The organism is Alistipes sp. An31A (assembly GCF_002159425.1).
In the GTDB taxonomy this organism is placed as follows: Bacteria; Bacteroidota; Bacteroidia; order Bacteroidales; family Rikenellaceae; genus Alistipes; species Alistipes excrementigallinarum.
In genome coordinates this window covers 89,376-101,846 of record NZ_NFIO01000001.1, presented here as the reverse complement: position 1 = coordinate 101,846, position 12,471 = coordinate 89,376, and the positions used below count along the sequence as shown (strand labels likewise).

11 protein-coding genes and 1 pseudogene are annotated in these 12,471 nt (G+C 63.5%); 7 read left to right on the top strand and 5 right to left on the bottom strand.

Translation table 11 applies throughout. The annotated features are described in order from the left end of the window. Positions 1 to 11: 11 nt before the first annotated feature. Entirely contained in the window at positions 12 to 785 is a 774-nt protein-coding gene (gene surE / locus B5F90_RS00515) for a 5'/3'-nucleotidase SurE (RefSeq protein WP_087359879.1), read from the bottom strand. A 246-nt stretch (positions 786 to 1,031) separates the two neighbouring features. Here surE and rplS point away from each other — a divergent pair, with 246 nt between their 5' ends. Continuing rightward, positions 1,032 to 1,415, top strand: coding sequence for a 50S ribosomal protein L19 (gene rplS / locus B5F90_RS00510; protein ID WP_087359876.1), 384 nt, complete (start codon positions 1,032 to 1,034; stop codon positions 1,413 to 1,415). A gap of 470 nt (positions 1,416 to 1,885) precedes the next feature. Here the strand turns inward: rplS and B5F90_RS00505 are convergent, their stop codons facing one another. Then, positions 1,886 to 2,611: a YebC/PmpR family DNA-binding transcriptional regulator gene (locus tag B5F90_RS00505; protein ID WP_087359873.1), complete on the bottom strand. Its 726-nt coding sequence runs from the start codon at positions 2,609 to 2,611 to the stop codon at positions 1,886 to 1,888. Between the two features lie 321 nt (positions 2,612 to 2,932). Between B5F90_RS00505 and B5F90_RS00500 the strand changes: the two genes are divergently transcribed. The 3 genes from B5F90_RS00500 (at position 2,933) to B5F90_RS00490 (ending at position 4,403) form a co-directional block, all read left to right on the top strand. Continuing rightward, complete coding sequence (locus B5F90_RS00500) at positions 2,933 to 3,313, top strand: VOC family protein (protein ID WP_087359870.1); 381 nt, start codon at positions 2,933 to 2,935, stop codon at positions 3,311 to 3,313. Between the two features lie 111 nt (positions 3,314 to 3,424). Beyond that, positions 3,425 to 4,006 carry an L-threonylcarbamoyladenylate synthase gene (locus tag B5F90_RS00495; RefSeq protein WP_087359867.1) on the top strand — a complete coding sequence of 194 codons (582 nt, stop codon included), beginning with the start codon at positions 3,425 to 3,427 and terminating at the stop codon, positions 4,004 to 4,006. 1 nt (position 4,007) lies between these two features. Next, positions 4,008 to 4,403, top strand: coding sequence for a thioesterase family protein (locus tag B5F90_RS00490; protein WP_087359864.1), 396 nt, complete (start codon positions 4,008 to 4,010; stop codon positions 4,401 to 4,403). Between the two features lie 475 nt (positions 4,404 to 4,878). Here the strand turns inward: B5F90_RS00490 and B5F90_RS00485 are convergent. The 3 genes and pseudogenes from B5F90_RS00485 to B5F90_RS00475 all read right to left on the bottom strand — a co-directional run. After that, positions 4,879 to 6,255, bottom strand: a pseudogene (locus tag B5F90_RS00485) (HD domain-containing protein); the annotation flags it as partial. 10 nt (positions 6,256 to 6,265) lie between these two features. Further along, positions 6,266 to 6,916, bottom strand: a complete 651-nt coding sequence (locus B5F90_RS00480; protein WP_087359861.1) for a GDSL-type esterase/lipase family protein — start codon at positions 6,914 to 6,916, stop codon at positions 6,266 to 6,268. 5 nt (positions 6,917 to 6,921) lie between these two features. Beyond that, positions 6,922 to 7,638 carry a pyridoxine 5'-phosphate synthase gene (locus B5F90_RS00475; protein ID WP_087359858.1) on the bottom strand — a complete coding sequence of 239 codons (717 nt, stop codon included), beginning with the start codon at positions 7,636 to 7,638 and terminating at the stop codon, positions 6,922 to 6,924. 153 nt (positions 7,639 to 7,791) lie between these two features. On the opposite strand from B5F90_RS00475, the gene B5F90_RS00470 reads away from it, so the two are divergent. From B5F90_RS00470 to B5F90_RS00460, 3 genes are all read left to right on the top strand, one after another. Then, on the top strand, positions 7,792 to 8,673 hold the full coding sequence (locus B5F90_RS00470; RefSeq protein ID WP_087359855.1) for an NAD(+)/NADH kinase: 882 nt from the start codon (positions 7,792 to 7,794) through the stop codon (positions 8,671 to 8,673). Between the two features lie 121 nt (positions 8,674 to 8,794). After that, positions 8,795 to 9,541 carry an isoprenyl transferase gene (locus tag B5F90_RS00465; RefSeq protein ID WP_087359852.1) on the top strand — a complete coding sequence of 249 codons (747 nt, stop codon included), beginning with the start codon at positions 8,795 to 8,797 and terminating at the stop codon, positions 9,539 to 9,541. A gap of 52 nt (positions 9,542 to 9,593) precedes the next feature. Then, positions 9,594 to 12,185 (top strand): POTRA domain-containing protein, encoded by a 2,592-nt coding sequence (locus tag B5F90_RS00460; protein WP_087359849.1) that lies wholly within the window; start codon positions 9,594 to 9,596, stop codon positions 12,183 to 12,185. Positions 12,186 to 12,471 lie beyond the last annotated feature (286 nt).

The following is a 12,471-nucleotide window of genomic DNA, read 5'->3' as shown; positions in this document are numbered from 1 at the left end:
CCCGCCGGCGGCTATCCGAAGAGGGGCGTCAGTTCGCGCAGCCGCGCGTAGTCGGTCAGGTCGGTCTGGACGGGCACCACCGAGACGTAGCCGTGGGCGAGCGCCCACTCGTCGGTATCCTCGGCCTCGGGCTCCTGGTTGACGAAGTCGCCCGTGAGCCAGAAGTATTCGCGGCCGCGGGGGTCTTCGTGGCGGTAGAACTCCTCGCGCCAGAAGCCCCGGTTCTGGCGGCAGAGGCGGATGCCCCGCAGCTCCTCGGGACGCCCCACCGGGACGTTGACATTCAGACAGAGCGGCGGCTGCACCCCGCCCTCGAGCAGGCGGCGCAGAATCCGCTCGCCGTAGAGCGCCGCAGCGTCGAAGTCGGCATCGGCGCTGTAGTCCGTGAGCGAGAGGCCGACGGCGGGACAGCCGTAGAAGCTCCCCTCGATGGCCGCCCCCATCGTCCCCGAATAGAGGACGTTGACGGCCGAGTTCGAGCCGTGGTTGATGCCCGAGAGCACCAGGTCGACCCGCTTCCCGCGCAGCAGGTAGTCGAAGGCCATCTTCACGCAGTCGACCGGCGTGCCGGAGAAGGCGTAGACGTCGAGCCCCTCCTCGGAGCGTACCCGCCTCAGAAAGAGGGGCGTATTCATCGTAATGGCCTGGCTCATGCCGCTCTGCGTCGTCTCGGGCGCCACGACCACCACCCGTCCGAAGCGGCGCGCCACCTCGATGGCGGCGGCGATGCCGCGCGAGTCGTATCCGTCGTCGTTGGTCACCAATATCAATCGTTCGTTCATCATTTTCCCGTTTTGCGGAGCAAAGATAGCACATAAATCGGGGTCACGAAGCGATATTTTTGCGCCGATGCGTGAAAATCCGAAAATTATTCCTAACTTTGCCGTCCCTTCGGGGACGTATATCAACCTCTTTCATTGGGCTTAACGGCACAGGCGGCACAACCGCGGGATTGCACGGCAGGGACCGGGCATGGTAGCCGGAGGGCAGCGGGAACGTTGAATGCGAAATCAAAAAAAACAGTTGCAACAATGAACAAAGACGCAATCATCAAGCTCGTCAACGAGCAGATGTGGCCCAAGACGGATGCCGACATTCCGTCGTTCAAGGCCGGTGACACCATCACCGTAACGTATCGCATCGTCGAGGGCAACAAGGAGCGCCTGCAGAGCTTCCGCGGTGTGGTAATCCAGATTAAGGGTTCGGGCAAGACCAAGATGTTCACGATTCGCAAGATTTCGAACGGCGTGGGCGTTGAGCGTATCTTCCCGCTCTACTCGCCCCACATCGACAAGATTGAGGTGAACAAGGTCGGTGTCGTTCGTCGCGCCCGCATCTACTATCTGCGCGACCTGACCGGCAAGAAGGCCCGCATCAAGGAGAAGCGCATGGTTGCCAAGAGCGAGAAGGAGTAAGTTCCGCTCCCGCAACACGGAAAAACGGAATGTTCCCCACCCGGGGAGCGTTCCGTTTTTTTAATGTCCCGGCCGTTCTCCACGCCGCTTGTTCCAACCGCCCTTCACGCAGTTTGTCCCGGGGCAGCCCCGCCCGTCGTTTTTCCATGGGCTCGCGCCGTCCCTTTGCTTTCCTTTTTCCGGCAGTCCATGCCAGCGCCCTTGCCGCTCTTTTTCCCCGGCAGCCCGCGCCAGCTTCCTTGTCTTCGTTGTCCTATTGTCTCGGCTGCAACCGCTCTCTCCTCGCCCCGGCTGCGCACCCGCGACCGCATGCTCCGGCGTGCTCTCACCCCCCCCCGTCGCTCGGCCCCTGTTGCCGCTCCCGTTCCCGGCCGGGCAAAAAAAGAGAGCGGTTCTTTGCGAACCGCTCCCCGAATTGTTCCTTTGCGCGCCACGACCCCCGGGCCGCCCGCCGCGCCTCAACCGAAGGGCTACTCCTCCTCGGGCTCCTTCATGTTGTGGTAAACGTTCGTCACGTCGTCGTCCTCCTCGAGGCGCTCCACCAGCTTCTCGACCGACTCGCGGCCCTCGGCGTCGAGCTCCTTGGTATCCGTAGGCAGGTAGACCGACTCACCCGAGACAATCTCCCAGCCCTTGTCGTCGAGCCACTTCTGGATGGCGCCGAACGACTCGTAGGGGGCGTATACCGTCACACCCTCCTCGTCGGGATAGAACTCGTCGACACCCAGGTCGATGGTCTCGAGCTCGAGCTCCTCCATGTCGGTGCCGGCCGGAGCGTGGAACTTGAAGACGCACTTGTGCTCGAACATGAAGGCCACCGAGCCGCTGTTGCCCAGCGCACCGCCGCACTTGTTGAAGTGCATGCGCACGTTGGCCACCGTACGGTTCGTGTTGTCGGTTGCCGTCTCCACCAGGAAGGCGATTCCGTGGGGGCCATAGCCTTCGTAGATAACCTCCTTGTAGTCGGCGGCGTCCTTCTCGGTGGCACGCTTGATGGCGCGCTCGACGTTCTCCTTGGGCATGTTCTCGGCCTTGGCGTTCTGAATCAGAATGCGCAGACGCGTGTTGCCCGACGGGTCGGGACCTCCGGCCTTCACGGCGATTTCAATCTCCTTGCCGATTTTGGTGAACGTGCGGGCCATGTGACCCCAGCGCTTCAGCTTGCGTGCTTTGCGATATTCAAAGGCTCTTCCCATAGGTGTATGCTTTTTGTATTTTATTTTTCGTTTCGCAAAAGTATAAAATTCTTGCAAAATAATGAAATATCGGCAAAATATTCGGCCGGGCCCCTCGCGTGGCGCCGGGAGGAAGGAGGAGGAAGGAGGAGGAAGGCGGCGAGTACACCGGAGCCGGCTGCAGGGAGGATACCGGGCCACACTGCAGGCAGAACCGGCGGCGGGAGGAGAGACAGACGGCGGTACGGGGGCCGTTACGCGGGCGGCGATGTCGAAAACTGCGTTTTCCGTTTGCCTCGGCCCGCACCTTTTCGTATCTTTGCACCCAAATTCAGGACACTTATGGAAATCAAAGGCAAATTCGACCACTTCAACATCAACGTGACCGACCTGGCCCGCAGCATCGACTTCTACGGCCGGGCGCTCGGTCTGCACGAAATAGGCCGCCAGAAGGCCGAGGACGGCTCCTTCGAGCTGGTCTTCCTCGGCGACGGCGAGAGCAACTTCCACCTGGAGCTCACCTGGCTGCGCGACAAGGAGGGTGCCTACGAGCTGGGTGACAACGAGAGCCACCTCTGCATCCGCGTGGCGGGCGACTACGACGCCGTGCGCGAGTTCCACCGCGCCAACGGCTGGGTCTGCTTCGAGAACCACGAGATGGGGCTCTACTTCATCAACGACCCCGACGACTACTGGATTGAGGTGCTGCCCCTGAAGCGATAGGGCGCCCCGTTCCGGTGGAATCCGCCCCGTGCAGGGCGTGCCGAAGGAGCACACGAACCGAAGCCCCTCCCCGCACCCTGCACCTCGGGCCAACCAACAAAGACGAGCATCATGAAAAACGAAACCGAACTGCAGCACGAAGTCGACGAGGCGGTCCGCACGCTGCACGAAGGCGGGCTGCTGCTCTACCCCACCGACACGGTGTGGGGCATCGGCTGCGACGCCACCAACGCCGACGCCGTAGCACGCATCTATGCGCTCAAACGGAGCGAGAACAAGAAATCGATGCTGGTGCTCTGCGCCTCGCCCGACATGGTCGTGCGCTACGTGAACAAGGCGCCGGGCATCGCCTTCGAGGTGATGGAGCTGGCCACCAGCCCCCTCACGCTCATTCTGCCGGGCGCCACGGGGCTTGCCGCGAACCTCATCCCCGAAGAGGGGACGCTCGGCGTGCGGGTGCCCGACCACGAGTTCTGCCGCCGGATGCTGCGCGCCTTCGGCCGGCCGATTGTCTCGACCTCGGCCAACATCTCGGGCGAGAAGACCCCCGCGGGGCTCGACGAGGTGGCGCGCGAAATCATCGACGGCGTCGACTTCGTGGTCAACCCCCGCTTCGAGGGGAAACCCACGCGCAAGGCATCGTCGATTATCGCCTTCACCGAAGGGGGCGAAGTGAAAATCATCCGCGAGTAAGATGGCACGCACATTGACAACACCGGTCCAGCAGCGTTTCTCGGACATCGACTCGTTCCACCACGTGAACAACGTCGCCCAGCAGATGTACTTCGACGTGGGCAAGGTGGACTACTACCAGAAGGTGCTCGGCGAGGAGGTGCTGCTGGGACAGAACCGCATCATCACGGTCTCGACCTCGACCTCCTACTTGGGGCAGGTCCGCATGGGCGACGACATCCGGGTGACGACCACCTGCGAGCGCATCGGCAACAAGAGCATCGTCCTCTTCCAGCAGCTGCTCTGCGGCGAGGAGGTGCGCAGCGAGAGCCGCTCGGTGATGGTTGCCTTTGACTTCGACCGCCAGGAGAGCTTCCCCGTCCCCGCGCTGTGGCGCGAGCGGATGCTCGGCGAGTAATCCGGCCGCTCCGGCGGCGGAGGGTCCGGCAAGGCGCTGAGAGGTGCGAAGAGGAACCGGGAAGGCACCGGGACAGTTTTCCAAAAGACGACCGACATCAAATGACAAGCCGACCGACATCCGTAGATGTCGGTCGGCTTGTTTTTGTTACGCCGGAGAAGGGCAACGCAAAGCCCCTTCACGGCCGGATGAACGCTGCTGCGCTCCGGGCGGACTATGCGTCGGACCGTTCAATCTTTCCGGTTGCTTCGGCCGAAACGGCCGGGGTATCCGACGCCGAAACCGCCGGGCGCTCCGATGCCGCACCTGCCTCCGCCTCCGCAGAAACGGCAGAAGAGGGCTCCGCCGCCAGGCCCTCCGGCGCGGAGGTCGCCATAGCAGCCGGGGAGGTTGCAGCCGCCGGAGCTGTCGCCGCAGTCGGCTCCGCAGCCTCTGCCGGGGCCGCCCCCTCCGCCGCAGGCCGCGCCACGGGCCGCAGCCCGTGCTCGGCCGCCAGACGCTCCATCAGCGCATGGGCGGCGGCATATTCGTTGGGTATCTCGCCATCGAGAATCGCATTCTTGATGACTTCCTTGATGTCGCCGATAAGGCGGCAAGGGCCGATGCCGTAGGTCTCCATGATGATTTCGCCCGTAATCGGCGGCTGGAAGTTGCGGATGCGGTCGCGCTCCTCCAAATCCTTCATCTTGCGCCGCACCAGCTCGAAGTTGGCCAGGAAGCGGCGCACCTTGGCGTCGTTGCCCGAGGTGATGTCGGCCTCGCAGAGGGTCATCAGCGCCTCGACGTCGTCGCCCGCCTCGAAGAGCAGCCGCCGCACGGCCGAGTCGGTGACCTGCTCCTCCGAAAGGATGATGGGGCGCAGGTGGAGGAAAACGAGCTTCTGGACGAACTTCATGTGCTCGTTGAGCGGCAGTTTGAGCTGGCGGAAAATCGCCGGCACCATCTTCGAGCCCAGCACCTCGTGGCCGTGGAAGGTCCACCCCGCGCGGGGGTCGTAACCCTTGGTCAGCGGCTTGGCGATGTCGTGCAGCAGCGCGGCCCAGCGCAGCCAGAGGTCGTCGGAGCGGCGCGCCACGTTGTCCAGCACCTTGAGCGTATGGATGAAGTTGTCCTTGTGGGCGTGCTGACCCCGCCGCTCGACCCCCTTCAGGCGGTGCAGTTCGGGGAAAATCAGCTCCAGCAGCCCCGTCAGGTCGAGCAGCTCGAAGCCCATCGAGGGGACCGGCGAGAGGACAATCTTGTTGAGCTCGGTGGCGATGCGCTCGCGCGAGACGATGCGAATCCGCTCGCGGTTGCGGCGAATCGCCTCGAAGGTCTCCTCCTCGACGGAGAAGCCCAGCTGCGTGGCGAAGCGCACGGCGCGCATCATGCGGAGCGGGTCGTCCGAGAAGGTGACGTCGGGGTCGCACGGCGTGCGGATGATGCAGGCCTCGAGGTCCTCCATGCCGCCGAAGGGGTCGACCAGCTCGCCGAACGTGTCGCCGTTGAGCGACCACGCCATGGCGTTGATGGTGAAGTCGCGGCGGCGCTGGTCATCCTCGAGCGTGCCGGGTTCGACCTGCGGCTTGCGCGAATCGCGGGTGTAGGACTCCTTGCGGGCCCCCACGAACTCGACCTCGACACCCCGGCAGCGGACCATCGCCGTGCCGAAGGTCTTGAAGACCGAGACGCGGGCGTGCAGCTCGGCGGCAAGCGCCTCGGCCACCTCGATGCCGCTTCCGACCACCACCACGTCGATGTCGGTCGAGGGGCGGTGCAGGTAGTAGTCGCGGACGTAGCCCCCCACGACGAAGGCCCTCACGCCTCGCTCGTCGGCAATGCGCCCGATGCGGCGGAATATGGGTTGCGACAGCGGCTCCACGTTACTTCACGTACTGCTCGATGGCCTTCTTCCAGACGAGGTAGCCCTCGCCCGTCAGGTGCAGACCGTCGTTCGTGTAGCGCTTGTCGAGCAGTCCGCGCTCGTCGACCAGCACCGAATAGATGTCCAGATAGGGGATGTCCAGCTCGCGGCAGAGCTCCTGCAGCAGCTTGTTGGTCTCGATGATTTCGGCACCCTTCGACCAGTGCTTGCGCGTCTTGCCGCCGGCATCGACGCCGTTGACCGGGAAGATGCTCTGCACGTAGAGCTTCGTACGGGGCGACTCCGTGCGGAAGCGCTCGAGGATGCGGCGGATGTTGTCGACGACCGTCTGCGGGGCGATGCCGGCCGCCAGGTCGTTGGTGCCGATGAGCAGGAAGAGCTTTTTGGGCTGCCCCTTCACAATCGGGTCGAGTCGCTCGAGCATCCAGCCCGTGCGGTCGGCGCTGATGCCGCGGTTCTTGATGCGGGGGTTGTCGAAGAGTTCGGCCCACTCGCAGCCGTCGGTGATGCTGTTGCCCAGGAAGACGATATCGTTCGAATGGATGGGCAGCACCTCGAAGAGGCTGCGGCGCTGGAAGTTGTAGGAGCTTTGCGCAAAGGTGGGAAGCGCCGCCGCAAGCAGCAGCGCAAGAAAGAGCAGTTTTTTCATATCGGTCAGTGTTTGAGTTGTCGTTGGTAGAGCTGCACAGTGTTCTCCAGCCCGTAGTAGAGGGCGTCGCAGATGAGCGCATGGCCGATGGAGACCTCGTCGGTCCAGGGAATCCGCCCGATGTAGTAGGCCAGATTCTCCAGATTGAGGTCGTGGCCCGCATTGAGGCCGAGCCCCTGTCGGCGGGCCTCCTCGGCGGCAGCCACATAGGGAGCCACGGCCCGCTCGGGCGAGGCGGCGTATTCGCGCGCATAGGCCTCGGTGTAGAGCTCCACGCGGTCGGCGCCGCAGGCGCGGGCGCCGGCCACCATCTCGGCTACCGGGTCGACGAATATCGAGACGCGGATGCCCCGCTCGTGGAAGCGGGCGGTCACCCCGGTGAGGAAGTCGCGGTTGGCGACGGTATTCCAGCCGGCATTCGAGGTGATGGCGTCGGGAGCGTCGGGCACGAGCGTCACCTGCGTCGGGCAGACCTCGAGCACCAGGTCGATGAAGCTCGGGATAGGCTTGCCCTCGATGTTGAACTCGGTCGTAAGCACCCGCTTGAGCGCCCGCACGTCGTCGTAGCGGATGTGGCGCGCATCGGGACGCGGGTGCACCGTGATGCCGTCGGCTCCGAAGCGCTCGATGTCCTGCGCCGCGCGCACGACGTCGGGCATGTTGCCGCCGCGCGAATTGCGGATGACGGCAATCTTATTGACGTTTACACTTAATTTTGTCATAATAATCGCTAACTTTGCGGTCAAGGGCGGCCTTCGGAGCGAAACCGCAGGCAGCCCCGCCGGGTGGACGTTTCGTTGCGGAAAGGCCGCCCGGAAGGCTTTCGGGCCCCGTTCCGCGAGGTCAAAGTTACGTAAAATTTCGAAACTCTGCCGATGAAAATCATACTTTTTTCCCGCCCGCAGGTGGCGCACGACGCCGGGGAGCTCCGCCAGCTCTTCGACGGCCTCGATGCCTTCGGATTCGAATGCGTCGTCAACGAGGAGTTTGCCCCCGTGGCCGAGCGCCTCACCGGCAGGCTCTTCCCCCCGTCGGCGCGCTACGGCAGCCGCGTCGGGGAGGTGGATGCCCGCGCGGCGGTGATGCTCTGCTACGGCGGCGACGGCACGCTGCTCGAGGGGGCGCACCGGCTGGGCGGAGCCCCCGTCCCGGTGCTGGGCGTCAACGCCGGCCACCTGGGCTTCCTGACCAGCGTCCCGACCGGAGGCATGGCCCCGCTGCTGGAGGAGATTCGCGACGGCGGGCTGCGCACCGAGCCGCGCACGCTACTCGAGGTGCGGGGCAGCTTCGCACAGCAGCCCGAGTCGACCTTCTGCCTCAACGAATTCACCGTCCAGCGCCACGGCGCCGGGCTGATTTCGGTCGAGACCTACGTCGACGAGCAGATGGTGGCCACCTACCACGGCGACGGGGTCATCGTCTCGACCCCCACCGGCTCGACCGCCTATTCGCTCAGCGCCGGAGGGCCGGTCGTCGCCCCGACCTGTTCCTGCATGGTCATCACCCCCATCGCCCCCCACAACCTCACAATGCGGCCGGTGGTCATCCCCGACACGAGCCGCGTGCGGCTCCACATCCGCGCCCGCCATTCGGACCCCTTCATTACGCTCGACAACCGCACCTGCGCCGTGGCGCCCGAGGCGGTCTTCACCGTCGAACGTGCTGAGCAGAAGATTTTTTTGGCCGTGCCCCACAATATATCGTTTTACGACACGTTACGCAATAAGATGATGTGGGGAATCGACATCCGCAGCTGACCGCCCGCCTCAGGGCTCCGCGCAACAGCGGGTCGGTGGGGATGGAGCGTCGTTTCATCGCCCTCAATTTGGCGGCAGGATTGAACCATTTTGAATTAAATTCCCTATATTTGCACCCTATATGAGTGAACAGAAACGCATACCGCAACACGTCGCCATCATCATGGACGGCAACGGCCGCTGGGCCGAGTTGCGCGGCAAGGAGCGCTACGAGGGCCACATCGCCGGTGTGGAGGCCGTACGCACGACGGTGCGGGCCGCATCGCGCCGGGGTGTGAAGTATCTGACCCTCTACGCCTTCTCGACCGAGAACTGGGGACGCCCCCGCGCCGAGGTCGACGCCCTGATGGAGCTTTTCTGTACGAGCGTGGTCAATGAAACGCCCGAGCTGCAGCGCCAGGGGGTCCGCATCCGGATGATTGGCGACCGCAACCGCTTCTCGGAGAAGGTGCAGCACTACCTGGCCCGCGCCGAGGAGCAGACCGCCCAGGGGCAGACCCTGACGCTCATCCTGGCGCTCAACTACTCGTCGCGGAGCGAAATCACGCGCGCCGTGCGCCATCTGGCGCAGCAGGCCGCGCGGGGAGAACTGCGACCCGAGGCCATCACCGAAGAGTGCATCTCGGCCGCGCTCGACACGGCCGACTATCCCGACCCGGACCTGGTCATCCGCACCAGCGGCGAATACCGCCTGAGCAACTTCCTGCTCTGGCAATCCTCCTACGCCGAGCTCTACTTCCCGCAGGTGCTCTGGCCCGACTTCACGGAGGAGGAGTTCGACCGCGCGCTGGAGGAGTACGCCCGCCGGGACCGCCGCTTCGGCCTGGTTCACGAAAAGAAAAACGATGCCGAGCCGCCCGCGAAGTGAGGCATCCCGGCCGATGATGCGTAAGTCAAACGGAAAGACACTAATTGAATAGATGAAGTATTTCGGTAAAACCGTACTCCTCGCAGCCGCAGCCGTGCTGCTCAGTTGCCCCCATATATTCGCCCGCCAGGAGAACCCCGAGCCCCCCGCCGACTCGACGGCCGCGGCCGCTCCCGAGTTCGACCAGAACGCCCCGATGTTCTCCCAGGACGGCGCCCCGCGGCGCTACTACATCCGCCACATCAACGTCCACGGCGTGCAGTACCTCAACGAGGAGATGCTCAAGTCGTCGGCCGGCCTCATCGCCGGCGATTCGGTCTATCTGCCCAGCAACTTCATCTCGAACGCCATCTCGCGTCTGTGGAGCCAGCGCTTCTTCTCGGACGTGAAAATCGGCGCCACCATCGAGGGCGACAGCCTCGACCTGGAGGTCTTCCTCAAGGAGCGCCCCCGCGTCTACAACTGGGGCTTCGAGGGCATCACGAAGGGCAAGAAGCGCGACCTGCTCGACAAGCTCAAGCTCCGCCGCGGCAGCGAACTCTCGGACTACGTGCTCGACAAGAACAAGAAGCTCATCAAGGCCTACTGGGCCGAAAAGGGCTTCCGCAACGCCGAGGTCGACGTGCGCATCGAAAACGACACGGTGCGGCCCCAGGGCGTCAACGTCACCTTCATCATCGACCGCAAGGACAAGGTCAAAATCGGCCGCATCAACTTCATGGGCAACCAGCAGTTCACCGACAAGCGGCTGCGCCGGACCTTCAAGAAGACCCACCAGCGGAGCATCAACATCTTCCGCAACTCGAAGCTCAACGAGGAGGACTACGCCGCCGACAAGGAGCTGCTCATCGACTTCTACAACTCGCGGGGCTACCGCAACGCCACGGTGGTGCGTGACTCGATTTACTTCATCAACAACAAGCGGCTGGGCATCGACATCGAGGTCTCGGAGGGCAACAAGTACTACATCCGCAACGTCACGTGGGTAGGCAACTCGGTCTACGAGACCGACTTCCTGCAGAACATGTTCGGCGTCTCGAAGGGCGACACCTACGACAAGAAGTCGATGCACAAGCGTCTGGGTATCGGCAAGGAGACCGACCCCGACGCCATGTCCGTCTCGTCGCTCTACCAGAACAACGGCTACCTGATGTCGCAGATTGAGCCGGCCGAAATCATCATCGCTCCCGACTCCATCGACCTTGAAATCAAGGTCTTCGAGGGCAAGCAGTTCACCATCAACGAGGTGGGCATCACGGGCAACCAGCGCGTCGACGACGAGGTCATCCGCCGCGAACTCTACGTCCGCCCGGGCGAGCTCTACAACCGCTCGCTGCTCATGCAGACCATGCGTACGCTCAGCTCGATGGGCCACTTCAACCCCGAGGCCATCATGCCCGACGTGAAGCCCGTCTCGAACGAGCTGGTGAACATCAACTGGCCGCTCGAGGAGCAGGCCTCAGACCAGTTCAACATCGCCGGCGGCTGGGGCTCGGGCACCTTCGTCGGTTCGGTGGGCATCACGCTCAACAACCTCTCGATGAAGAACTTCTTCAAGAAGGGGGCCTGGCGTCCCTACCCGATGGGCCAGAACCAGCGGCTCTCGATTTCGGCCCAGACCAACGGTACCTACTACAAGGCCTTCGCCTTCAGCTTCACCGACCCCTGGCTGGGCGGCCACAAGCCCAACTCGTTCACCCTTTCGGCCCACTATTCGGACCAGAACGACGCCTACTACGTCTGGCAAACCAGTACGCAGTACTTCCGCACCTACGGCGTGGCGGCCGGTCTGGGCAAGCGCCTGACGTGGCCCGACCCCTACTTCACCTTCTACGCCGAGGCGGCCTACGAGCGCTACTCGCTCAAGAACTGGTCGTCGTTCATCATGACCAACGGCTCGGCCAACATGCTCTCGCTCAAGCTGGTTCTCTCGCGCAACTCGGTCGACCAGCCGATTTATCCGCGCCGCGGTTCGGAGTTCACCGCCTCGGTGCAGTTCACGCCCCCCTACTCGCTCTGGGACGGTCTCAACTACCGCCAGCTGGCCGAAACGGCCGAGAACACGAGCCTGAGCAGCTCGGTGCGTGACCAGGCCAACCAGACGCGCTACCGCTGGGTCGAGTTCCACAAGTGGCAGCTCAAGGCGCAGTGGTTCCAGGCCCTCTCGAGCAACTCGAACCTCGTGCTGATGGCCAAGGCCGAGATGGGTTACCTGGGCAACTACAACAAGTACAAGGTATCGCCCTTCGAGCGATTCGAGGTCGGTGGCGACGGCATGTCGGGATACAACATGTACGGTATCGACATCATCTCGATGCGAGGTTACGAGGACGGAGCGCTCGACCCCGTGGGCAGCTACTCGTGCGCCTACAACAAGTATACGGTCGAGCTGCGCTACCCGGTGATTCTCAAGCCCTCGTCGCAGATTTACGTGCTGGGCTTCCTCGAAGGCGGTAACGGCTTCTCGTCGTGGAAGACCTTCTCGCCCTTCAAAATCAAGCGTTCGGCCGGCTTCGGCGTCCGCCTCTACCTGCCCGTGGTGGGTATGCTGGGCATCGACTGGGGTTACGGCTTCGACGCACCGGCAGGCTCGACCACCAAGAGCGGCAGCCAGTTCCACTTCGTCCTCGGTCAGCAGTTCTGACGCCCCGGGCCGGAGTGAGCCGGGTCCCGGATTAATAGGGAGGGATACCCCGGAATGGAGCGAGGAGTGCCCCGGGCCGGAGAGAAAGGTGCCCCGGGATGGAGTAAGCGGTGCCGGGTGGAGTCCGACCCGGAGGAGGTTCCCCGAAGCGGCTGCGGACGAATTTGAGGCATGCCGGACGTTTGCGGCAGACAAAACGGGGCCGCTGGCAATAAATTTGAAAGAAAAGAGTTATCTTTATGGGTGCTTTGTGGCGCAAACCGCCCCCACCCGCCAAGAGAACCTG

Excerpts from the sequence above, each read along its gene's own strand:
- rplS (WP_087359876.1), top strand. The coding sequence starts at position 1,032 with ATGAACAAAGACGCAATCATCAAGCTCGTCAACGAGCAGATGTGGCCC.
- B5F90_RS00480 (WP_087359861.1), bottom strand. The coding sequence starts at position 6,916 with ATGAAAAAACTGCTCTTTCTTGCGCTGCTGCTTGCGGCGGCGCTTCCC.
- B5F90_RS00505 (WP_087359873.1), bottom strand. The coding sequence starts at position 2,611 with ATGGGAAGAGCCTTTGAATATCGCAAAGCACGCAAGCTGAAGCGCTGG.
- B5F90_RS00465 (WP_087359852.1), top strand. The coding sequence starts at position 8,795 with ATGAGTGAACAGAAACGCATACCGCAACACGTCGCCATCATCATGGAC.
- B5F90_RS00470 (WP_087359855.1), top strand. The coding sequence starts at position 7,792 with ATGAAAATCATACTTTTTTCCCGCCCGCAGGTGGCGCACGACGCCGGG.
- B5F90_RS00490 (WP_087359864.1), top strand. The coding sequence starts at position 4,008 with ATGGCACGCACATTGACAACACCGGTCCAGCAGCGTTTCTCGGACATC.
- B5F90_RS00500 (WP_087359870.1), top strand. The coding sequence starts at position 2,933 with ATGGAAATCAAAGGCAAATTCGACCACTTCAACATCAACGTGACCGAC.
- B5F90_RS00495 (WP_087359867.1), top strand. The coding sequence starts at position 3,425 with ATGAAAAACGAAACCGAACTGCAGCACGAAGTCGACGAGGCGGTCCGC.
- B5F90_RS00460 (WP_087359849.1), top strand. The coding sequence starts at position 9,594 with ATGAAGTATTTCGGTAAAACCGTACTCCTCGCAGCCGCAGCCGTGCTG.
- B5F90_RS00475 (WP_087359858.1), bottom strand. The coding sequence starts at position 7,638 with ATGACAAAATTAAGTGTAAACGTCAATAAGATTGCCGTCATCCGCAAT.
- surE (WP_087359879.1), bottom strand. The coding sequence starts at position 785 with ATGATGAACGAACGATTGATATTGGTGACCAACGACGACGGATACGAC.